Origin of the sequence: Corallococcus sp. NCSPR001 (assembly GCF_017309135.1) — a bacterium.
Lineage (GTDB): Bacteria > Myxococcota > Myxococcia > Myxococcales > Myxococcaceae > Corallococcus.
In genome coordinates this window covers 9156642-9178349 of the sequence record NZ_JAFIMS010000002.1, presented here as the reverse complement: position 1 = coordinate 9178349, position 21708 = coordinate 9156642, and the positions used below count along the sequence as shown (strand labels likewise).

Here is a 21708-nt window from a genome sequence, read left to right as displayed (position 1 = left end):
GCCGTGCTCCCGATTTCGGAGATCCGCTGTATGGCCACCCTGCTTCCCAACGTGCAGCAGACCTCCGCCGGAGCAGCACCCCCTGAACATGCCTGGCTGCAGCTCGTGCAGGCGCAGGTGGAGGCCGCGCTCGCCCAGTTGTTCGAGCTGCCGGACGAACAGACCCTGGACGCACGTTGGACGCACGCTGCCGCGCAGGCGCGGGCCTATGCGCTGCGGCCGGCGAAGCGGCTGAGGCCGGCGCTGGTGCTGGCGGGGCACGGGCTGGCGCGCGGGAGCACCGCGGTGCCTCCGGGGCTGTGGCGCTTCGCCGCGGGGCTGGAGCTGCTGCACACGTTCCTGCTCATCCACGACGACGTGGCGGATCAGGCGGAGCTGCGGCGGGGCGGGCCGGTGCTGCACCGGATGCTCGCCCCGGGCCGTCCGGGCGAGGACCTGGCGGTGGTGATGGGAGACCACCTCTTCGCCCGCTCGCTGGAGGCGATGCTGGAGTCGGGGCTGCCGGGAGCCTCCCGCGTGGCGCGCTACTACCTGGGCGTGTGCCGTCACACGGCCGCCGGGCAGTACCTGGACCTGGACCTGGCGCGCGTGCCGCTGGCGGAGATGACGCTCTTCCAGACGCTGCGCGTGGCGCACCTCAAGACGGCGCGCTACGGCTTCTGCGCCCCGCTGGTGTGCGGCGCGATGTTGGGCGGCGCGGACGCGGGGCTCCTGGAGGGACTGGAGCGGGTGGGGCGCTCGGTGGGGCTCGCGTACCAGCTGCGCGATGACCTCATCGGCCTGTTCGGCGACGCGGCCGTGGCGGGCAAGGCGTCCGACGGAGACTTCGTGCAGGCCAAGCGCACCTTCCCGGTGGTGGCCGCGTACGTGCGCGCCACGCCCGCGGGCCGCGAGGAGTTGGAGCGGCTGTGGGCGCTGCCGGTGGAGTGCAAGGACGACGCGGCGCTCGCCCGGGCGCGCGAGCTGGTGGAGCACTTCGGCGGCCGTGCGGCGTGTGAGCGCGCGGTGGAGCGCGCGTCGCGTTCCGCGCGGCGGAGCCTGGCGTCGCTGCCCAACCCCCATGGCCTGAGGGACCTCTTGGATGCCCTCATCACCCGGCTGTCGCGTCGCGCTTCCTGAGGACACCGTCATGAGCGCACAGGGCAAGCGGGTGGTGGTGGTGGGCGCGGGCGTCGGTGGACTGGCCGCGGCGGCGAGGCTCGCGCGGCAGGGCTTCGACGTCCAGGTCTTCGAGAAGACGCACGGCCCGGGAGGCCGGTGCAACCAGCTCCAGGTGGATGGGTTCACCTGGGACGTGGGCCCCACCATCGTGCTGATGCCGGAGGTGTTCGAGGAGACCTTCCGCGCGCTCGGCCGCCGCATCGAGGACTACCTCACGCTGGTGCGGTGCGACCCGAACTACCGGGTGCACTTCCGCGACGGCTCGGACATCACCTTCACGTCCGAGCTGTGCACCATGGGGCGCGAGCTGGAGCGCGTGGAGCCGGGCTGCTTCCAGCGCTACCTGGCCTTCATGGCGCAGGGCCGTGAGCAGTACCGCATCAGCCTGGACCACTTCGTGGGCCGCAACTTCAATGGCGTGAGCGACTACTTCTCCCCCGGGGTGCTGGCCAAGATTTTCAAGGCGCGCGCGCACCGCCGCATGTACGCGGACGTCAGCCGCTACTTCCAGGACGACCGGCTGCGCGCGGCGATGACGTTCCAGACCATGTACCTGGGCGTGTCTCCCTTCGAGTCGCCCGCGGTCTATGGCCTGCTGCCCTTCACGGAGCTGGGCGTGGGCATCTGGTTCCCGAAGGGCGGCCTGTATGCCATTCCGCTCGCGCTGGAGCGGCTGGCGCGCGAGGAGGGCGTGACGCTGCACTACGGCCAGGCCGTGGAGCGCATCCTCACCGAGAGCGGGCGCACCACGGGCGTGCGGCTCGCGGGCGGCGAGGTGGTGGCCGCGGACGCCGTCCTGTGCAACGCGGACCTGCCGTACGCGTACGAGAAGCTGTTGGATCCGAAGGACGCGCCGTTCAAGCGCGGGGAGAAGCTCCGCTTCACCTCCAGCGGCTACATGCTCTACCTGGGCATGAAGAAGAAGGTGCCGGGCCTGCTGCATCACAACGTGATGTTCGGCCGGGACTACGCGGGCTCGTTCGAAGACATCTTCCAGCGCCTCCGCGTGCCGGAGGACCCCAGCTTCTACATCAACGTGCCCACGCGCACGGACCCGTCGCTGGCGCCGGAGGGGAAGGACTCGCTCTACGTGCTGGTGCCGGTGCCGCACCAGAACCCGGGGATCGACTGGACGGTGGAGGGCCCCAAGGTGCGCGCGAAGGTGTTCCAGCGCATGGCGGAGCTGGGCTACCCGGACCTGGAGCAGGACGTGGAGGTGGAGCGCGTCTTCACCCCGGATGATTGGGCTGGCACGTACAACCTGGCGCGTGGGAGCGCGTTCGGGCTGGCGCAGAACTTCTTCCAGATTGGCCCTTTTCGTCCGGCCAACGTGGACCCCCGCGTGAAGAACCTCTTCTTCGTGGGGGCTTCCACGCAGCCGGGCACGGGCCTGCCCACGGTGCTCATCTCCGCGCGGCTCGTCACCGAGCGGCTGACGGAGTGGGCCCACAAGCAGGGCGTGGCGCTGTCGCCTCGCGCGGGCGCTCCGACGGTGGAGGTGGCGGCATGAGCGCCATGGCCTCTCCCGCGCTCATCGCGCAAGGCTACCGGCGCGCGCGGGTCGTCACGCGCCACCACGCCAAGAGCTTCTTCTTCGCGTCGTACCTCCTCTTCGGACAGCGGCGGAAGGCGGCCTTCGCGCTGTATGCCTTCTGCCGGCGGCTGGATGACCTGGTGGACGCGGGCGAGAGCGCGCTGCCGGGCGAGGCGCCCATGGCCCTGGCGATGCGCCTGGCCCGGGCTCGTGAGCGCGTGGCGGAGGTGTACCTGCCGCTGCCGGAGCTGGCCTCGAAGGAGCTGGGACCGCCGTCCGCGCGGCAGCCCTCCGCGGACGCGCCGTCGCCGTGGGACGCGAGCGAGTTCGCGGCGCTGCGCCACACCATCCACCACTACCGGATTCCGGAGCAGCCCTTCCAGGACCTCATCTCCGGCATGGAGATGGACCTGACGAAGGTGCGCTACGACACGTGGGAGGAGCTGGACCTGTACTGCTACCGCGTCGCGGGCGTGGTCGGGTTGATGCTGACGCCGGTGCTGGGCTGCGAGGACACTCGCGCGGTGGAGCCGGCGGCGGACCTGGGCCGCGCGATGCAGCTCACCAACATCCTGCGCGACGTGCGCGAGGACCTGGAGCGCGGACGGGTGTATCTGCCCTCCGAGGAGCTGCGCGCCTTCGGCATCAGCGAGGACGACCTGCGCGCGGGCCGCGTGGACGCGAAGTGGCGCGACTTCATGCGCTTTCAAATCCAGCGCGCGCGGGCGTACTACGCGCGGGCGGCGGCGGGCGTGCACTACCTCACCGGCTTTGGCAGCCAGCGCATGGTGCGGCTGATGGGCGCCATCTACGGCGACATCCTGCGCGACATCGAGGCGCGGGATTACGACGTGTTCAGCGGCCGGGCCCACACGACGACGGGGCGCAAGCTGAAGCTGACGGCGACCGTGTTCCTGCGTCCCCGGGCCGCGCTGCCGGACGCGCCCCTGGCCCTGCCGTCCGCGCCGGTGCCGCTGTTGCCCACGGGCACGGGAGGCTCGCGATGAAGGCCTCGCGCGTGGCGGTGATTGGCGGCGGCATCGGTGGGCTGACGGCCGCGGGCCTCCTGGCGAAGGAGGGCCATGCGGTGACGCTGTTCGAGGGCAGCCCGTCCCTGGGCGGCAAGGCGCAGGCGGTGACGGTGGAGGGGCTCACGCTGGACACGGGCCCCACGCTGCTCACGTTGCCCGCGCTGGTGCGCGGCACCTTCGAGCAGCTGGGCGCGGTGGACCTGCTGCCCCCGTTCACGGAGCTGGAGCCGCAGTGCACCTACCACTTCACGGACGGGTGCGGCTTCACGGCGTACAAGGACCTGGAGCGCATGGCGGAGAGCGCCGCGGAGCTGCGGCCCGTGGAGCGCAAGGGCGTGCACTCCTTCTACGCGGAGGCCGCGGCCATCTGGCGCGCGGCGGGCGAGCCCTACCTGGAGGCCCCCTTCGAGGGCATGGCCGGCTTCATGGCGCGCGTGGCCCGCCGGGGCATCGGCGCGATGCTGGCGGGGATGAAGCTGGACACGCTTCACGCGCTGGCGGCGAAGCACTTCCAGACGCACCACCTGCGCCAGTACGTGGGGCGCTTCGCCACCTACGCGGGCGGGTCGCCGTATGACTCCAGCGCGGCGTTCGCGCTCATCCCGCACATCGAGCATGCGTATGGCGTGCACCACGTGCGCGGCGGCATCGGCGCGCTGGTGGAGGCGCTGGGGCAGGCGGTGCGGCGGCTGGGCGTGACGGTGCACCTGGACACGCGCGCGCGCTTCGAGCGCATCACCGAGGGCTACCGCGTGGAGCCGGTCGCGGAGGTGTTCGACAGCGTGGTGGTGAACGCGGATCCGCTGGCGTCGCTGCGCCGGGAGTCGGAGCCGCTGTCGCTGTCCGGCTTCGTGCTGCTCCTGGAGGTGGAGGGGCGCACGGCGGTGCCGCACCACGCGGTGATGTTCGGCGGGGACTACCGCAAGGAGTTCGACGAGCTCTTCGCGGGCCAGCTCGCCACGGACCCCACGGTGTATGTCTGCAACCCGTCCGCCACGGATTCGAGCATGGCGCCGCCGGGCCGCACGGGCTTGTTCGTGATGGTGAACGCGCCGGCCATGCCGCTGGAGGAGGGCAGGGCGGAGCAGGCCCGGCGTGATTGGGAAGCCAGCGCGGAGCGCGTGCGCGAGCAGATGTTCGAGAAGCTCGTGCGGCACTACCCGGCGTTGAAGGGGCGCGTGCGCGTGGTGGGGCAGCGCTCGCCGGTGGACCTGGCGGCGCGCGGGGCTCCGGGCGGTTCCATCTACGGCTTCCTGCCGCATGGCCGCTTCGGTCCGTTCCGCAGGCCGCGCATCCGGGGCGGCACGCCGGGGCTGTTCTTCGCGGGCGGTGGCACGCATCCGGGCGGCGGGGTTCCGCTGGTGATGCTGTCGGGCCGGTTCGCGGCCCAGATGGCGTCCGCGCACCTGCGGGAGGTCGCATGAAGTCCGTCCTCGCGCAGAACCTCCTGTCCGGCGCGGCGGAGTCGTGCGCGCTGCCCGCGCTGCCGGACATGGCGGGGGCGTACCGCTGGTTCTACGCGGACGTGACCGCCGGGCCGTACAGCGCGGTGTGCATCTTCATGCTGGGGTCGTTGTTCTCCCCGCGTTACTCCGTCGCTGCGCGGCGGGGAGGACATCCGCTGGCGTACAGCGCGGTGAACTTCGCGCTCTACCACCAGGGTGTGCGCAAGTTGTGGGTGCTGAGCGAGTACCCGCGCGTGGAGTTGCAGGGGCCGGGACGGCTGCGCATCGGCCGCTCCACGTTGACGCACGCGGTGGATGGCACGGTGCGCATGGACGTGGATGACGGGACGGCGCCGTGGGGCCGCCCGGTGCGCGCCAGCCTGACGTTGCGTCCGCTGACCGGGCGGGGCCCGGAGGTGCAGCTCATGCCGGGCCTGCCGCATTACTGGCAGCCCCTGGCGCCCCGGGCGGAGGCCCGGCTGGAGGTGTCCACGCTGGGCGTGAGCGCGGAGGGCATGGGCTACCACGACACGAACCACGGCCAGGAGCTGCTGGGCGCGCGGCTGTCCGGCTGGCACTGGGCGCGCACGCACCACGCGAACCACACGGTGGTGGACTACCACCTGCCGGACGGCGTGGCGCCGGTGCGCATGGTGGCGGGGGCGAATGGCGTGGTGTGCGAGCGCGGCCCGAACCCCGAGGCGCGTCCCACGAGCCTGACGGGCTGGGGGCTGCGCGTCCCCGCGAAGATGCACACGGGCAACGAGGTGGTGGGCGCGCCGCGCCTGCTGGAGTCGTCGCCCTTCTACGCGCGGCTGGAGTCGAGGCGGGACGCGCTGGACACGATGGGAGAGGTGGCGGACTTCCGCCGCTTCCATTCCCCGTTCATCCGCTGGATGGCGCATTTCCGCACGCGCCTGGGGAGGACGGCATGAACGCGCTCGGCTTCTTCACGCTCGGGTGGACGGTGATGGCCGGTGGCTTCAGCGCGGTGGCGCTGGCGCGGCTGTATCGCCGTGCGCCCGTGACGGCCGGGGGCGCGCTGCCCTCCGTGCTGCTCCTGCGCCCCGTGGACGCGCCCACGCCGCTGGAGCTGGACAACCTGGAGCTCCCCATCGACTACGCGGGGCCGCTGGAGCAGGTGGTGCTGTCTCCGTACCGGCCGCGCCTGGCCGAGGGCGTGCGCTGGCTTCCGAGCGACCCCGTGTGTCCCAACCGCAAGGTGGGCCACCTGCTCTACGCGCTGGAGACGCTCGAGGTTCGCGGGCGGGTGGTGCTCGCGGTGGACGCGGACGTGGCGGTGACGGGCGCGCTGGTGGAGGGCCTCGCCGCTCCGCTCGTGGCCGGCGCCGCCTTGAGCACCGCTGCTCCCACGCCTGTTGGCGCGGTGGACGCGGCGGGCCGCGCGATGGCGGGGCTGCTTCGCTACACGCATCACAGCTTCCGCGCGCTGCACGCGATGAGCGCGGGCGCGCAGGCCGTTTGCGGCAAGGCGCTCGGGCTGTCACCGCGCGCGGCGGAGGAGCTGGCCGGACTGTCGGACCACATCGGCGAGGACCTGGAGCTGGCGAAGCGGCTTCACGCGCGGGGACTGGACGTGGCGCTGAGCCCCGCGCCCGCCTGGGTGCCTGTCGCCAACGGGACGTCCTGGCGCGTGCCGCTGGAGCGCTTCACGCGCTGGATGCAGGTGCTCGCGAGCCACCGGCCCGGCCTGTATCCCACCGTGCCGCTGCTCTTCACGCCCACCGTGCCGCTGCTGCTGCTCGCCGCGTGGCTCCATGAGGTCACCGTATGGCTCGCGGTGGCGGCGCTCGTCGCGGTGCGCACGTCGCTGTCGCTGCGCCTCGCGGCGCTGAGCCGCGTGCCCTCGGAGGCGGACCGGGGCCACGCGCTGACGGATTGGATCCAGGGAGAGCTCCTGCTGCTCGCGGCCTTCGTGGCCTCGCTGACGCGGCAGGGAAGGGTGACCTGGCGCGGCCATACCTACGCGCTGGAAGCTGGGGGACGCATGATTCGGGTGGCGCCGCGGTGGAGTGGAGGCCCGGGATGACCTACGCGCGCTTCCTGGGGCTCTTCGTCGTCCTGCCCATCCTGTTCCTGCTCGTGCGCTACCGCCGCACGCTGTCGTGGCGGGGGCTCGCGCCCATGGGCCTGCTGCTCATCATCGTCTACGCGGCCACGTCGCCGTGGGACAACATGGCCGTGAAGTGGGGCCTGTGGGGCTTCGACCCGGAGCGCATCTGGGGCGTGAAGCTGGGCTACCTGCCGCTGGAGGAGTACCTCTTCTTCGGACTCCAGACGCTGCTCGTGGGCCTGTGGGCGCGCGACCGGCTGGAGCGCGTGCTGGCGAAGAAGCCACAGCCCGTGTCTCACGAGCAGAAGTCCGTCCGCGCGCAGCGGACCCTGGAGCCCTCCGAGGTGTCGCCATGATGGAGACGCGCTGGGCGTACCTCATCCACCTGCTGGCCTGGACGCTGCCGGTGATTGCCATTCAACTGGCGGCGCTCGTGATGCACTACAAGGCCCGCTCGGGCGAGGTGCTGCGCGCGGTGCTGCCCCCGGCGCTCGTCATCGGCGTGTACCTGTCCATCGCGGACCACCTGGCCATCTCCACCGGCATCTGGAACTTCGGTGAGGGCCGCCACGTGGGTGTGTATATCGGCGCCGTGCCGCTGGAGGAGGTCCTCTTCTTCCTCATCACGAGCGTGCTGGTGTCGCTGGGGCTCGCGCTCTTCACGGCGCTCCTGCGGCTCCGGGAGGCTCGGGCGTCTTGATTCGCGCGGCCAAGGGTGGGCCCTTCGGGTGGGCGGTGGACCGGTACATCGGGTGGAAGGTCCGCTCGACGTTCCGGGGCCTGTGGGTGCGCGGCGAGCTGCCCGCCGACGGGGTGGGCCGGCTCGTCTACCTGAACCACTCCAACTGGTGGGACGGCTTCGTGCTGCACCAGCTCTGCCAGGTGGCGGGCTGGGACGGCTACTGCCTCATGGACGAGGAGAACCTGCGCCGCTACCCCTTCCACACGAAGATGGGCGCCTTCAGCATCCGCAGGCAGGACGCGATGTCGTCCCTGTCCTCGCTGCGCTACGCGAAGGAATTGCTGCGCAAGCCGGGCGCCGCCGTGTGTGTCTTTCCGGAAGGGGAGCACCGGCCCTTCGGCGTCCACCCGCTGAAGCTGGAGCGCGGGGTGGAGCTGCTGGCCCGCGCGGCGAAGGCGGAGTGCGTGCCCATCGCCATCCGCTATGCCTTCTTCGAGCACGAGCGGCCGGACGTGCTGCTGGAGGTGGGCGAGGTCCACGAGGCCGGGCCGCTCGCGCGCTTCCAGAGCGGGCTGGAGGCGGTGGTGCGGCGGGTGTCCGGGGCCACGAGCCTGGAGGGCTTCACCCAGAAGGTGTCCGGAGCGAAGGGCGTGGCGGAGCGCTGGGACCGCGCGCGAGGCCTGGGGCCATGAGCCTGCGCATCCGCACCATCGCCCGGCTCACGGGCATCCGGGAGGCCACCCTGCGCGCCTGGGAACGCCGCCATGGCTTCCCGCGCCCGGAGCGCAGTGAGAACAACTACCGCGTCTATTCACGCGACGAGGTGGAGGCCGTCCGCCGGGTGGCGAAGCTGATGGAGGAGGGCCTCTCGGTGAGCGAGGCCATCGCCCAGGTGCGAGACGAGCCCCGGACGGACGTCCCGCCGGAGGCGCGGCACCTGGAGCGCTTCTGGGCGGCGGTGATGGTGCTGGACTCGGAGGGCGCGGACGCGGCGCTGTCCGCGGCCCAGGTGGGGCTGGACGCGGCCACGTATTGCGACACGGTCCTCCTCCCGCTGCTGCGCGAGATGGCCAGTCGCCTGGACGTGGCGCGTGAGCACATGGCGTCCGCGCTGGTGCGGCAGCGGCTGCGCATGTTGCTGGCGGGGATGGAGCGCGTGGGCGACGGGCCCCGGGGGCTCCTGGCCTGTCCGGCGAAAGACCACCACGAGGGGGGGCTGCTCGCGCTGGGCGTGCACCTGAAGGCGCGGGGCTGGCGGGTGACGCTGCTGGGCGCGGACACGCCCTCGGAGGCGTTGCAGGGGGCATGCACGCAGGTGCGCCCGGACCTGGTGGCGCTGTCGTTCATCCGCCGCCGGGATGCGGACGACTTCGTCGCGGTGTTGTCCGAAGCGATGCATGCGTGCGCGCCCGCTCCCGTGGTGGTAGGCGGGCCCGGCGCGCGTGAGCACTTGAAGACGCTGTTCACCCTGGGCGCGCAATACGCCGAGTCCGCGGAGGAGCTCATCGCCGTCTGGCATCAGGCGCGAAACGCGCAGAACCGACCGTGAAGCACGCACACCATGGCTGAGCGCACCTATCGCATCCACATCGCCGCGGAGCTGTCAGGGGTCCGCGTGGAGCTCATCCGCGCCTGGGAGCGCCGCTACGGGGTGCTCGAGCCGGAGCGCACGCCCTCGGGCTACCGCGTCTACACCGACCGGGACGTGGCCCTGCTCAAGCGGCTCAAGGCGCTGACGGACGAAGGGGTGTCCATCAGCGAGGCAGCGAAGCTGGTGCCCCAGCTGCGCGCGGAGCTGGACGCGGCGCCGTCCCCGTCCGCCGAGGGCGCCGATGCGCGGACCGGGGCGCAGCCGGAGTCGTGGCGCGCGGCGGTGATGGCCGCGGCCGAGGCGTATGATCAGCCCCGCGTCGTCCGCGTCCTGGACGAGGTGCTGGCGGCGCTGCCGCCCCTGAAGGCCTTCGAGGACGTGCTGGTGCCGGTGCAGCGCGAGGTGGGCGAGCGCTGGCACGCGGGGACGTTGACGGTGGCGCAGGAGCACCTGGTGACGCAGGTGGTGCGCGAGCGGCTGGTGAGCCTGCTGCACGGCGCCCCCCGGGGAGGACGCAAGCACGCGGTGCTGGCGTGCTTCCCGGAGGAGGAGCACGAGATTGGCCTGCTGGGAGTGGCGCTGAGGCTGCGCCACGCGGGCGTGCGGGTGACGCTGCTGGGGCAGCGCGTGCCGGCGGAGGGGCTGGGCGAGACGGTGGCCCGCGCAAAGCCAGACGTGGTGGGTCTGTCGGCGGTGACGAACCGGGGCGCCACGGTGTTCGAGGACGTCCTCGAACGCATCATGGATGCGCTGCCCAAGGGCCTGCCCCTCTGGGTGGGAGGCCCCGCCGCCCAGGCGCACGCGGACATCTGCGAACGCCTGGGCGTGAGGCTCTTCAGTCACGAGGACGACTGGACGCGGATGGTGGGCTGAGTTTCCGCGTGCGTCAGATGCAGAACGGCGGAAGGCCTTGCGCCAGCGCGACGGTGTCATCGAGGGCATCTCCGATGCCGGGCAGGACCCCCGCCGATGGAATCGTGGTCAACAGCGAGGTGATCACGCTCAGGAGCGGCTGGAGGACATTGAGCGCGAGCGAGGTGTTGATATTGGTGAGGTCCGTGTTCAGCGCGGTCCCTAGGGTGCCGAGGGTCGCGAGCTCCGACGCGGTGAGCGCGGCGTTCGCGTTCGCGATGGCGCCGAGGGCGGAAGCGATACCCGGGATGCTCGGTGCTGCGACCACCGGCACTGCCGCGATGTAGCTGGTCTGGGCCGCGGACACGGCGGCGTTCGCCGCCTGGATGGCCACGCCCGCGGTGGAGTCCGCGTTGATGCACTGGGCCTGCGCGGGGACGACGTAGAGTGCCACGGCGAGGACGACGGCGGACAACCAGTTCATGGACGTTTTCATGGGGGGCTTTCTCTCGTGTGAAGACAGACCCCCGCCGTCCTCCGGCGACCGCGGGACGGGGGTCCGCCTGCCTGGGACAGGCAGGGACTGGGTTGAGATGGGATTGCTGCCGGAGGAGTGAAGTCACAGTGACTTCCAATCTCTCAGACGTCAATCAACCCCAGACCTCAGGGCAGGTGTCTGTTCGTGTCTCGGTCCGCCCTCCGCCATGGAGATTATTTTCCAGTTTCAGTGATGTGTCAGGGGCTTCACGGTATTGGATGTCTGTCCAATCCGGGAGCGAACCTGGCCGCCATCCTGGACCCAGGTCCAAGACGGCGCTGGCTTCCGCGGTGCGGTAACGGAGCAGGAAGGCCATGGAGCGCGGCGTGGAGTTGCTGGCCCGCGCGGCGTGGCGGAGCGCTGGGACCGCGCGCGAGGCCTGGGGCCATGAGCTTGCGCATCCGCACCATCGCCCGGCTCACGGGCATCCGCGAGGCCACCCTGCGCGCCTGGGAGCGCCGCCATGGCTTCCCGCGTCCGGAGCGCAGCGAGAACAACTACCGCGTCTATTCACGCGACGAGGTGGAGGCCGTCCGCCGGGTGGCGAAGTGGATGGAGGAGGGCCTCTCGGTGAGCGAGGCCATCGCCCAGGTGCGAGACGAGCCCCGGACGGACGTCCCGCCAGAGGCGCGGCACCTGGAGCGCTTCTGGGCGGCGGTGATGGTGTTGGACTCGGAGGGCGCGGACGCGGCGCTGTCCGCGGCCCAGGTGGGGCTGGACGCGGCCACGTATTGCGACACGGTCCTCCTCCCGCTGCTGCGCGAGATGGCCAGTCGCCTGGACGTGGCGCGCGAGCACATGGCGTCCGCGCTGCGAGGTGCTGGCGGCGCTGCCTGGATGCGCTGCCCTCTGGGTGGGAGGCCCCGCCGCCCAGGCGCATGCGGACGTCTGCGAATGCCTGGGCGTGAGGCTCTTCAGTCACGAGGACGACTGGACGCGGATGGTGGGCTGAAGCCCCTATGCCTCATTCACAGATGGGCGGGAGCGCCTGGATCAGGGCGAGGGTATCGGAGAGGGTCGTTCCGACGGTGGCGGGGAGGGTGGTGGGAGTCGTAATCCCCATCAGGAGATTCTGGATGAAGGCTTGGAGGGTCTGGGTGACAGAGGTCAGATTGTTGTTGATCGCGGAGAGGTCCGTGAAGGCGGCGCTTGGCAGGAGAACGAGGGTCGCGCCTTCGGACGCGGCGATCCCGGTGACCGCATTCAGATTGGCGGTGGCGGCCTGGAGGATCTGGAGGAGGTTCAGGGTAGCAGCTGCCGTCGCCGTGGCGTTGGCGCTGGTCTGGGTTGCGTCAAAGGCGGCATTCGCCGCCTGGATGGCGACCCCCAGCGTGGAACTCAGATTCGCGCATTGTTGCGCCTGCGCGGGGACGACGTAGAGCGCCACGGCGAGGACGACGGCGGACAAGCCGTTGATGGACATTTTCATGGGGGGCTTTCTCTCGTGTGAAGACAGACCCCCGCCGTCCTCCGGCGACCGCGGAACGGGGGTCCGCCTGCCTGGGACAGGCAGGGACTGGGTTGAGATGGGATTGCTGCCGGAGGAGTGGAGTCATAGTGACTTTCAATCTCTCAGACGTCAATCAACCCCAGACCTCAGGGCAGGTCTCTGTTCTTGTTTCAGTCCGCCCTCCGCCATGGAGATTATTTTCCATTTCAGTAGTGTGTCAGGGCCTCCAGGACATTGGATGTCTGTCCAATCCGGGAGCGAACCTGGCCGCCATCCTGGACCCAGGTCCCAGGTGCCTTCGTCCCACCCTTTCAACGTCTGTTCCTGGGGTGGATGAGCATTGAGAGGGGCCGAGACGCATGGGGCCCGCTGCTATTCCGGGTCCAGTGCCCAGGTGCCCTCCTCCCAGCGCTTCAGTGCCTGCCCTGCCTTGAACGGCACGAGTCCTTCGCCCCTGGCTGCCTCCATCAAGACCTCGCGTGCCTCATGCGTTCGGTAGCGGAGCAGGTAGGCCGCAGCCATGACTCGCACATCCATCCTGGGATGACTGAAAAGCACCGTGAGCGCCTCGCGGCCTGTATTCCCAAGAGCCCGGAGTTGCTCGAAAGCGGAGATGTATTTCTTTGCGTGTCGGTTTCCGGCCTTCGCGTCGCCCTGCCAGATCGCGTCGGTCTGGGCGGCGACGTTGTCCGCGAATAGCCTGACAAGTGTATCGAACCTCACTCCGACCCCTCTTCCTGCTGCCTCCAACTGCGCGGGAGCGTCCTCGCAGTCGACCTATCAATTGGAACGGCTCTATTCTTCCGGAGGAAGCGTTCCGTCCTTCCACGCGCGCAGGGTCATTGCCGCACTCACACTCAGCATTGTTGGCGGCGGCTCCGCCAACAGGGCAAGTGCACGTTCTGCCTCGCTGGGCGCGAAGCCCAGGGCGGCTGTTGCTGCCCAATACCGCGTCCCTGGCTCCGGATCAGTCAGCAATGCCAGCAGGCGCTTCTCCGCATCGGGTCCACGGGTACGCAGGTCTTTCCTGACGGCTGCCGCGAGACGGTAGTTCTTGTTCGCAGCCCGAGTGTCGCGCGCATTCAGTAAGCGCCCGTGCTTGGCTGAAACCTCGCGAAAATGCGCAATCAACTCTTCTGTCCCTAGCACCTTGAGGTCCTTGGACTTCATGAGCAAGCGGGGCCCGCCTCTATTCGGGATCCAGGTCCCAGACGCCTTCTTCCCACCCTTTCAATGTCTGTTGAGCGCCAAAAGCAACGAGCCCCTCACCTTTTGCGGCCTCCTCCAACACCGCTTTGGCTTCGGCGGTGCGGTAACGGAGCAGGAAGGCGGCAGCCGTGGCCCTCACGTCCATCCTGGGATGCTTCAAGAGGATGCAGAGTGCCTCTCTTCCTTCGTCTCCTCGGGCACGAAGTTCATCGAAAGCAGCGATGTATCGGTCGCCGTGCTTGTCCTCGGGGTCCGCACCCACCTGGAAGATCGCGTCCGTCTGTGCCGCGACATTCTCAGCAAACTCCCTGACCAGACCCTCTAGAATCATCGCCAGATTCCCTTCTTGATGTTTTCAATGGCGAGCAAGCCGAAGTCGCGTTGGGCTGTGTACGACTGCGTGCTCAGCCACTCTCGAATGGTAAGGACGCGTGAACGAGTGATGAGCGGATACTTCCTGGAGTAGAACGCGCTGACCAGGTCGTGGAGCGTCTTGTTCAGGGCGACGACGTTCTCGGTGTTGTGTATCGCTTCCGGACCGAACCGGCGAACATTCCCCTCGGTCTGCTCGACGACGTGGTGCCACTCCCTGTTCGTGCCCGCGCTCCCTCGCGCCTTCGTCATGCCCCGGTGTGTTTGCCACGCCTTGTATCCAGTGGAAGCGCTCCCACCGCCGTGCGTTCCATTCGATGACATGGCCACGGCGCCCGGCGCGAGGCCGACCGTGAAGCCGTCAGCGGCGATGGTAACCGTCTCGACCTGCCCCACGGCGGCGTAGACCACCCCGGCCTCCGCCTCGGCCCGGACCGCGGCCTGGGCTGCCCCTGGCAGGCCCGGGAGCTTTGCCCCCAGCGTCGCCCCCGTGCTTCCAATGGCCGCCGTCGCCAGCATCACGAAAGCCCGCGCCGCCTGCCGGCCCATCACCTTGCCGAATCGCTCTCCCGCCCCGCGCAGTTCGTCGAACGTCAGCGCCGCGTCCGACTCCGCCATCAGGTGCCGGAAGCCCTGGATGAGCGCCCAGAACGTGTCGATGCCCACGTAGGCGATGAGCCCTGCCGAGATCACCGCCGCCACGCCCTTCGTCGCGGGCTCAGGCACCGTCCAGAGCAGCGCGTACGTGGCCGCTGTCCACAGAGCGGCCTGCATCAGCGCCTCGGGATTCGCCATGTCCTTCAGTGCGTCCCACAGCTCTTCCAGCACCGCCCCCTTCGCCATCGCGAGCGCCAGGGCGAAGCGCGCGTCCCCAGAGACAACTGGGATCTCCTTCAGCAGAGCCAGACAGTCACCGGCGCGTCCGGTCCGGCCACACCAGCGCAAGTAGGCCCGGGTCAGCTCCACGTCTGGCTGCGCCTGCTCGGAGGACAGGTGCTCCCCCGGCCCTAGCGGCGTGATGCGGCGGCGCTGCACATCCATCAAGTACGAACCGCTCCGGGGCTCCACCTCGAAGAGGCGCCGGGCGGCCTCCTGGGCCCTCGGTGACAACCGAAGCCCCGGGGCCAGCCGCGCCACGGCCTCCTTCAGCGCCCCCGCATCCAGCGGGACCGGCCGGGCCGTTCCATCCGCACGAGGCACATGGACGACAGGCGCACCGCGCCCCGTGTCGAGCCGGACGGCCTTCGTCGCACTGCTACACCCGACCAGCGCCAAGAACAGGGACAGCACCAGCCATGAACGACGCATCAGCAGCTCGCTCCGTTGCCGTCCGTCACGTGTCGCTTGCCCCTCTGGCGCGCAGGGCCTCCCACAGCATCGAATGGTTGAGCAGGATGTCCTTGATGCCATCCCGGACCGTCTTGGAGTCCAACGCCTGCTTGCTCATCAGCGCATGCGCGTCGAGCGCGGCGATGATGGCGCTCATGATCTCCTCCTGGAGGTCAGGCGAGTTCGCGAATTGTTCCTTCGAGTTGTTCGCGGCCTGTTGAGCCAGTGTGGGGGACTCCAGCAACTTCCCCAGCAAGACATTGTTCACGTAGACGAGCTTGTCCTGATCCGACAACTCGCCTTCGAACAGCGTGTTCACCCGCTCTATGATCTCATTGAGTCGCGCGCGCTCCCTTTCCTGCACGCTGCCCGCGCCTGCCTCCGTCGCCGGGTAGAGCGTCGGCTTCTCGCCCACGGCGAGCAGCATCGGGGCCTTGGCCTTCTCCTTCAGGGTGTAGTGCGTGAGCTTGACCTTCGAGAGGTCGATGTCCTCGCGCTCGCGCCCGAACTCGAGGAGCGGCAACAGGCGCTTGTAGAAGATGGCCCGCTTCTCAAGAGCGGTGCTGCCGTAGTCGAAGATCTGCGAGAGGAAGGTATAGAGCCGCAGGAACGCGCCCATGTCCGACTTGAAGAGGACGAGCGCGTCCAGCTCCGCCTTGGCGTCCTTGCGAGCCTTCGCGTCGGAGCTTTCATTCGCGGCCCTGAAGGACGCCTGCGCGGCCTTGAAGCGCTTCATCAGCCGGTCCAGCACCGGCTCGATGGCCTTCACGAGGTCGCTCTGCTTCGAGCCGGGGTTCAGCTCCACTCCCACCACGCGCTCGACCTCGAAGTCATCGTAGTAGCCAGCGGCGTCGAGCTTCGCGCGCAAGTTGAACACCACGTTCGGGTCGGTCGTGGCTGCCAGCTCCGCCGTCGTGTAGTAGGTCTTGAAGGCTTCGAGGATGTCGGCCGCGTCGTTGACGAAATCGACGATGTACGTCGTGTCCTTGCCCGGGTGCGCCCGGTTCAGCCGGGAGAGGGTCTGGACCGCCTGGATCCCCGCCAGACGCTTGTCCACGTACATGCCGCAGAGCAGCGGCTGGTCGAAGCCAGTCTGGAACTTGTTGGCGACGAGCAACACCTGGTACTCGCCCTCCTTGAACGCCTCCCGGATGTCGCGCCCTTTCAGGCGGGGATTCAGAGTCCGGCTGTTCTCTGTGAATGGCTCCGGACCGGAGTCCGGGTCCACGACTTCTCCGGAGAACGCTACGAGCGTCCCCATCTTGTAGCCGTGCTCCTGGATGTACTTCTCGATGGCGAGCTGCCAGCGCACGGCCTCCAGCCGGCTGGCGACGACGACCATCGCCTTGGCCTTGCCGTCGAGCAGCGGAGCCACGTGCGCGCGGTAGTGCTCCACCACGACCCGCACCTTCTCCGCGATGTTGTAGGGGTGGAGCCTCACCCAGCCCATGATCCGCTTCAGCGCGGCGCTCTTCTCCACCTCCTTCTCGTCCACCGCCTTGCTTTCGTGGGCGAGCTTGAAGGCCAGACTATAGGGCGTGTAGTTCTTCAGCACGTCGAGGATGAACTTCTCCTCGATGGCCTGCCGCATGGAGTAGACGTGGAAGGGCACCGGGACGTTGTCGGGCGCGGGCTTGCGCGACGGATCCGGCCGGGTGCCGAAGATCTCCAGGGTCTTGCTCTTCGGCGTAGCAGTGAACGCGACGAACGTGATGCCCGAGTCATTGGCGCGTGAGGACATCTGCGCCGTGAGGAGGTCCTCGCTGCTCACCTCGCCGCCGTCGTTGAGCTCCGCCAGCTCCGCGGGGGAGAGGACGGCCTTGAGCTTGGAGGCCGTCTCTCCCGTCTGGGAGCTGTGGGCCTCGTCGGCGATGACCGCGAAGCGCTTGCCCTGCGTCGCGGCCAGCCGCCGCACTTCCTCGATGGCGAAGGGGAACGTCTGGACGGTGCAGACGACGACCTTCTTCTTGCCGGAGAGCGCCTCGGCGAGCTTGCCGCTCTTGCTTCCGTCCTTGTTGGTGATGGTCGCCACCACGCCGGTCGTGCGCTCGAAGTCGAAGATGGCCTCCTGGAGCTGGGAGTCGATGACGTTGCGGTCGGAGACGACCAGCACCGTGTCGAAGACCTTCTTGTGCTGGGCGTCGTGCAGCTCGGCCAGGAAGTGCGCCGTCCAGGCGATGGAGTTCGTCTTCCCTGAACCGGCCGAGTGCTGGACGAGGTACTTCGTGCCGGGCCCGTCCGCGAGCACGGCGGCCTGGAGCTTTCGGGTGACGTCCAACTGGTGGTAGCGCGGGAAGAGGAGCCGGGTGAGCTGCTTCCTGGCGTCACGCTGGCCAATCAGGTAGCGCCCCAGGATTTCGAGCCAGCTCTCGCGCGCCCAGACCTGCTCCCACAGGTAGGCGGTGCGGTGGCCGCCGGATGGGTTCACGGGGTTGCCCGCGCCGCCGTCGTCGCCCTGGTTGAAGGGCAGGAAACTGGTCGCCGGGCCATCGAGCCGCGTCACCATGTGGACTTCGCTGTTGCTCACGGCGAAGTGCACCAGCGCTCCGCTCGGGAAGGAGAGCAGCGGTTCGGCGGCCTGTCCCTTGGGATGCGGCAGGCGGTCGAAGCGGTACTGGTCGATGGCGTCCGTGACGCTCTGGGTGAAGTCGGTCTTCAGCTCGGCCGTCGCAATAGGCACTCCGTTGAGGAAGAGCACCAAGTCGATGTTGTTCTCGTTGTGGACGGAGTAGTGCACCTGCCGCACCACGCGCAGCCGGTTGGCTTCGTAGCGCGCGAGGATGTCGGGGTTGATGGCGAGCGCGGGTTTGAACTCGGCCAGCTTGAGCGGCTGTTTGAGGCCCAGCAGCTCGATGCCGTGGCGCAGGACGTCGAGCGTGCCGCGCTGATTGAGTTGGTCGCGCAGGCGGTTGAGCAGCGTATCCCTGGCATTGCCGCCGTGGTTCTTCGTCAGCGTCTCCCAGGCCTTGGGTTGGGTGGTCTGCACCCAGGCGAGGACGTCGGCGGGGAAGAGCGCGCGTGGACGGTCGTAGTCGGTGGCGTCTCGGTCCGAGTGGAGCCAACCGTGAGACGCGAGGTGGGCGCAGATCTCGGACTCGAAGCTGATTTCCTTGTGGAGGCTCACGCTGCGGCCTTTCCGGCGATGGCGCGAACGTCAATCTGGCCGGTGACGGCGGCGGAGATCAGGGCGGTTCTACGTTCCTCAAGAAGTGAAACGGCGAGTTCTGTCTCTTGAATCAGCGCTGCGTAGCGATTGGATATCTCTGCAATATGAACGGTAATGGACACCTGCTCGGCCAGAGGAGGAATCGGAACAACGAAGCTCCTGATCTGCCCAGGGCTAATGTGCGGCACACTGACGCCTGTCGTTTCCGGTACAAAGTGAGCGACAAACATCGAAGACGCAAAAAGCGTCTCAAGGTAGTCAATATGAAGTTCGTCACGACATCTGACCGATGCGACCCGCTGAAGCAGAAGAGATGGCAAGTCTTTGGCTCTAACCCTTGCTACTCGGACGCCCTCCGCGATGTGGGGACGATCCATGCCAATAACAAGCTCTCCGCCAAGGAGTTCATACTCGTCGAGCCCATCTTCAGACTGCCTCTCCCAGTGGACCACATCATCCCATCGTAAGGCTCCAACGCCAATATTCACCCCTCGCAACAATTTATGGTGCGAAGGATTCTCAGAGAATCCGCCCGAAGGAAAAGCGAACCCAGAAAGGATCGATACGTAATATCCACACTTACCAACGCGCCAGTGCGACGGAACCTCGCCCAACCACTCGACGCCCGAGGGTTTCATAGGTGCGTCAGGGTTCAGCCCCTTAGTTGCGGCGTGGGAGATGACGGCTTCGCGCTTTTCCTTTAGCAGTTCGATCAGTCGTTGCTGTTCGGTAACCAGTTCATCGAGCTTCTCAGTCTCACGGGCAAGGAAGGCTGTGATGGAAATTTGCTCTTCCATTGAAGGGATCGGGATTTTCAATGTGGAGATTTGCTCACATGTAATCGCACCCTTTGTGCTGCCGCCTCCGTCACTCTCGTCTCGCAGTAGCCGATAGTTCGCATCAAAGATGCGACGTATCCATTCGACGCTTGCCTTGTGAGCATCCGGACTAACATATGCCACGTGTTGACTGATCGTGGCTTCAATCGTTAATAAGGCAGCCATCCCGCGCGTCCGACCTTGCCCTGTAATTCCAATTAAAACCGCAGGCGGCGTTATTTTCGGTAGATGGCAATCATTGAGCGCCAGTTCTGTGACAAACTGGTCGGACTCCTTGATGACTTCCTGGTTTACCGCTGAGCTATTCAGCCACGGATAGGTGCCATCAGCCCAATACGCCAATTGCTCTCGATTGGGCGTTGAGCCGTTCCCCACACGCGCAAGGTACTTTAGCGGACTTACATCCCAGTGCGCCGGTACCGCGCCCAGCCACTCGACACCACTGTCCTTGTATTCCGGGTAGCGGGGAAAGCTCATTTCGACAGCTCTCCGATCATCGTGAGGATGCGGTCGGTAACGCCCTTCAACTCAGCATCGATCTCCGCGAGCGGACGTGGCGGCTTGAAGACGTAGAAATGCCGGTTGAAGGGAATCTCGTAACCCACCTTCGTCTTCTCGTGGTCAATCCAGGCATCCGGCGCATGGGGCACCACCTCACGCTGGAAGTACGTCTCCACGTCCTCGGAGAGCGGGACGTTCTCCGTGTCGCGCAGGTTCGCGTCCGCCAGGGGCTTGCCCTTGCCCTTTCCCTTCGTGCCCAGGACCGGATGGCCCTTGTGGTCACGCTCGGGACGCTCGACCGTGATGGTGCGGTAGCCGAAGTCTTCGTTCTTGAAGATGCGGCTGATGGGTACGCCTTCCCGCGTCACCTTCTTGAAGGCGCCGAAGATGCGCGTGATGTCCTTGATGTGCTCGGGACTCAGTTCCTTGCGCTTGCTGCCGAGGCTCTTGCGCATCTTCTGGAAGAAGGTGCTCGCGTCGATGAGCTGGACCTTGCCCTTGCGCTGAGCAGGCTTCCGGTTGCTCACGATCCACACATAGGTGCTGATGCCCGTGTTGTAGAACATGTCCGTGGGCAGGCCGATGATGGCCTCCACCAGGTCGTTCTCCAGCATGTAGCGGCGTATCTCGCTCTCACCCGACCCTGCCCCACCCGTGAAGAGCGGCGAGCCGTTGAGGACGATGCCGAAGCGGCTCCCTCCGTCCTTCTCCGGCCGCATCTTCGACACCAGGTGCAGGAGAAACAGCAGCGAGCCATCGCTCACGCGCGGCAGGCCCGGGCCGAAGCGGCCGTTGAAGCCCTGCTGCTCGGCCTCCTTGCGGACCTCCTTCTCGATCTTCTTCCATTCCACGCCGAACGGCGGATTCGACAGCATGTAGTCGAAGTGCTTGCCGGGATGCCCATCCGCGGAAAGCGTGTTGCCGAAGACGATGTTGGCGACGTCTTGCCCCTTGATGAGCATGTCCGCCTTGCAGATGGCATAGGACTCGGGGTTCAGCTCCTGTCCATACATGACGAGGCGGGCCTTTGGGTTCATCCCGGCCAGGTGCTCGCCAGCCACGCTCAGCATGCCGCCCGTGCCCGCCGTCGGGTCGTACAGGTGGCGCACGATGCCCGGCTTCACGAGCGCGTCGTCGTCCTCGATGAAGAGGAGGTTGACCATCAGCCGGATGACCTCGCGGGGCGTGAAGTGCTCTCCGGCGGTCTCGTTCGACAGTTCAGCGAACTTGCGGATCAGTTCCTCGAACACCGAACCCATCTGGGCGTTGTTCACGACGTCCGGGTGCAGGTCGATGTTCGCGAACTTCTCCGTCACCAGGTACAGCAGCCCGGCCTTCGACAATCGGTCGATCTGCGCGTGGAACTCGAAGCGCTCGAAGATGTCCCGCACGGAGGGGGAGAAGCCCTGCACGTAGCGGAGCAGGTTCTCCCCGATGTTGTCCTGGTCACCCATGAGCTTCTTCAGGTCGAGCGGCGACGTGTTGAAGAAGTGCTGGCCGGACTTCTTGAGCAGGAAGGGCTCGGGGTTGAGCTTCTGCTTCTCGCGGGCCACCTTCTCCGCGAGGACGGCGGCCTTCGTGGGCTCGAGCACGCAGTCGAGGCGGCGCAGCACCGTGAAGGGGAGGATGACCTTCCCGTATTCGGACTGCTTGTAGTCGCCGCGCAGCAGGTCCGCGACGGACCAGATGAAGGAGGAGAGGTTCGGCTCACTCATGAAGGCATTCTCTCTGAGCACCCGGAGCGAAGGGGGGAGCGGGTCGAGGCAGGTGCATGCCGCTCCGGGGCAATCCCGGTCATGGTAGCAGCGGCCGATCAGGGACGGCCATCGCCAAGAGAGGCACTTCGGGCCCGCTGGCCCGTGGAGCGACTCTCACTCAGGGTACGCTTCGTCGGCCCGTCAATCACACGCTTGAGCCCCGCCGGTATGGCGAGC

General features: G+C 67.8%; 21 protein-coding genes. 12 read left to right on the top strand and 9 right to left on the bottom strand.

Features of this window, described 5'->3' with window-relative positions:
- Nucleotides 1–30 precede the first annotated feature (30 nt).
- The 11 genes from JYJ93_RS38905 to JYJ93_RS38855 are packed head-to-tail and all read left to right on the top strand — an operon-like array spanning nucleotide 31 to nucleotide 10391.
- The gene (locus JYJ93_RS38905) at nucleotides 31–1119 is read left to right on the top strand and encodes a polyprenyl synthetase family protein (RefSeq protein WP_206799849.1); all 1089 of its coding nucleotides are present in this window, start codon (nucleotides 31–33) and stop codon (nucleotides 1117–1119) included.
- 10 nt (nucleotides 1120–1129) lie between these two features.
- Nucleotides 1130–2671, top strand: a complete 1542-nt coding sequence (crtI, locus tag JYJ93_RS38900) for a phytoene desaturase family protein (RefSeq protein WP_206799848.1) — start codon at nucleotides 1130–1132, stop codon at nucleotides 2669–2671.
- Entirely contained in the window at nucleotides 2668–3702 is a 1035-nt protein-coding gene (locus JYJ93_RS38895) for a phytoene/squalene synthase family protein (protein ID WP_206799847.1), read from the top strand. Before crtI (JYJ93_RS38900) ends, JYJ93_RS38895 begins: the two co-directional genes overlap by 4 nt.
- A complete protein-coding gene (gene crtI, locus JYJ93_RS38890) occupies nucleotides 3699–5150 on the top strand; it encodes a phytoene desaturase family protein (protein WP_206799846.1) in 1452 nt (483 codons plus the stop codon). Before JYJ93_RS38895 ends, crtI (JYJ93_RS38890) begins: the two co-directional genes overlap by 4 nt.
- A complete protein-coding gene (locus JYJ93_RS38885; RefSeq protein WP_206799844.1) occupies nucleotides 5147–6106 on the top strand; it encodes a carotenoid 1,2-hydratase in 960 nt (319 codons plus the stop codon). The genes crtI (JYJ93_RS38890) and JYJ93_RS38885 overlap by 4 nt, the downstream gene beginning before the upstream one ends.
- A complete protein-coding gene (locus JYJ93_RS38880) occupies nucleotides 6103–7221 on the top strand; it encodes a glycosyltransferase (protein WP_206799842.1) in 1119 nt (372 codons plus the stop codon). The genes JYJ93_RS38885 and JYJ93_RS38880 overlap by 4 nt, the downstream gene beginning before the upstream one ends.
- Nucleotides 7218–7601, top strand: coding sequence for a lycopene cyclase domain-containing protein (locus JYJ93_RS38875; protein ID WP_206799840.1), 384 nt, complete (start codon nucleotides 7218–7220; stop codon nucleotides 7599–7601). The genes JYJ93_RS38880 and JYJ93_RS38875 overlap by 4 nt, the downstream gene beginning before the upstream one ends.
- On the top strand, nucleotides 7598–7945 hold the full coding sequence (locus tag JYJ93_RS38870) for a lycopene cyclase domain-containing protein (protein WP_206799838.1): 348 nt from the start codon (nucleotides 7598–7600) through the stop codon (nucleotides 7943–7945). Before JYJ93_RS38875 ends, JYJ93_RS38870 begins: the two co-directional genes overlap by 4 nt.
- The gene (locus tag JYJ93_RS38865; protein ID WP_206799836.1) at nucleotides 7942–8619 is read left to right on the top strand and encodes a lysophospholipid acyltransferase family protein; all 678 of its coding nucleotides are present in this window, start codon (nucleotides 7942–7944) and stop codon (nucleotides 8617–8619) included. The genes JYJ93_RS38870 and JYJ93_RS38865 overlap by 4 nt, the downstream gene beginning before the upstream one ends.
- Nucleotides 8616–9476 (top strand): MerR family transcriptional regulator, encoded by an 861-nt coding sequence (locus JYJ93_RS38860; RefSeq protein ID WP_206799835.1) that lies wholly within the window; start codon nucleotides 8616–8618, stop codon nucleotides 9474–9476. Before JYJ93_RS38865 ends, JYJ93_RS38860 begins: the two co-directional genes overlap by 4 nt.
- A 12-nt stretch (nucleotides 9477–9488) precedes the next feature.
- Nucleotides 9489–10391 carry a MerR family transcriptional regulator gene (locus JYJ93_RS38855; RefSeq protein WP_206799834.1) on the top strand — a complete coding sequence of 301 codons (903 nt, stop codon included), beginning with the start codon at nucleotides 9489–9491 and terminating at the stop codon, nucleotides 10389–10391.
- A 13-nt stretch (nucleotides 10392–10404) separates the two neighbouring features.
- On the opposite strand, the gene JYJ93_RS38850 is transcribed toward JYJ93_RS38855, so the two are convergent.
- Nucleotides 10405–10866: a hypothetical protein gene (locus JYJ93_RS38850; protein WP_206799833.1), complete on the bottom strand. Its 462-nt coding sequence runs from the start codon at nucleotides 10864–10866 to the stop codon at nucleotides 10405–10407.
- 429 nt (nucleotides 10867–11295) lie between these two features.
- Between JYJ93_RS38850 and JYJ93_RS40455 the strand changes: the two genes are divergently transcribed.
- Nucleotides 11296–11964 (top strand): MerR family transcriptional regulator, encoded by a 669-nt coding sequence (locus tag JYJ93_RS40455; protein ID WP_242544100.1) that lies wholly within the window; start codon nucleotides 11296–11298, stop codon nucleotides 11962–11964.
- Here JYJ93_RS40455 and JYJ93_RS38840 read toward each other — a convergent pair.
- The 8 genes from JYJ93_RS38840 to JYJ93_RS38805 all read right to left on the bottom strand — a co-directional run bounded on the left by JYJ93_RS38840 (nucleotide 11873) and on the right by JYJ93_RS38805 (nucleotide 21489).
- Entirely contained in the window at nucleotides 11873–12337 is a 465-nt protein-coding gene (locus JYJ93_RS38840) for a hypothetical protein (RefSeq protein WP_206799832.1), read from the bottom strand. The two genes, JYJ93_RS40455 and JYJ93_RS38840, sit on opposite strands and share 92 nt — an antisense overlap.
- Nucleotides 12338–12730: 393 nt before the next feature.
- Nucleotides 12731–13081 (bottom strand): DUF2019 domain-containing protein, encoded by a 351-nt coding sequence (locus JYJ93_RS38835; protein WP_206799831.1) that lies wholly within the window; start codon nucleotides 13079–13081, stop codon nucleotides 12731–12733.
- A gap of 72 nt (nucleotides 13082–13153) precedes the next feature.
- Entirely contained in the window at nucleotides 13154–13528 is a 375-nt protein-coding gene (locus JYJ93_RS38830) for a DUF2019 domain-containing protein (RefSeq protein ID WP_206799830.1), read from the bottom strand.
- A gap of 19 nt (nucleotides 13529–13547) precedes the next feature.
- Entirely contained in the window at nucleotides 13548–13898 is a 351-nt protein-coding gene (locus tag JYJ93_RS38825; protein WP_206799829.1) for a DUF2019 domain-containing protein, read from the bottom strand.
- Nucleotides 13895–15247, bottom strand: coding sequence for a hypothetical protein (locus JYJ93_RS38820; RefSeq protein ID WP_206799828.1), 1353 nt, complete (start codon nucleotides 15245–15247; stop codon nucleotides 13895–13897). Before JYJ93_RS38820 ends, JYJ93_RS38825 begins: the two co-directional genes overlap by 4 nt.
- A gap of 25 nt (nucleotides 15248–15272) precedes the next feature.
- On the bottom strand, nucleotides 15273–18392 hold the full coding sequence (locus JYJ93_RS38815; RefSeq protein ID WP_206799827.1) for a type I restriction endonuclease: 3120 nt from the start codon (nucleotides 18390–18392) through the stop codon (nucleotides 15273–15275).
- Nucleotides 18389–19750, bottom strand: a complete 1362-nt coding sequence (locus JYJ93_RS38810) for a restriction endonuclease subunit S (RefSeq protein WP_206799826.1) — start codon at nucleotides 19748–19750, stop codon at nucleotides 18389–18391. The genes JYJ93_RS38815 and JYJ93_RS38810 overlap by 4 nt, the downstream gene beginning before the upstream one ends.
- The gene (locus JYJ93_RS38805; RefSeq protein ID WP_206799825.1) at nucleotides 19747–21489 is read right to left on the bottom strand and encodes a class I SAM-dependent DNA methyltransferase; all 1743 of its coding nucleotides are present in this window, start codon (nucleotides 21487–21489) and stop codon (nucleotides 19747–19749) included. The genes JYJ93_RS38810 and JYJ93_RS38805 overlap by 4 nt, the downstream gene beginning before the upstream one ends.
- Between the last annotated feature and the right edge of the window lie 219 nt (nucleotides 21490–21708).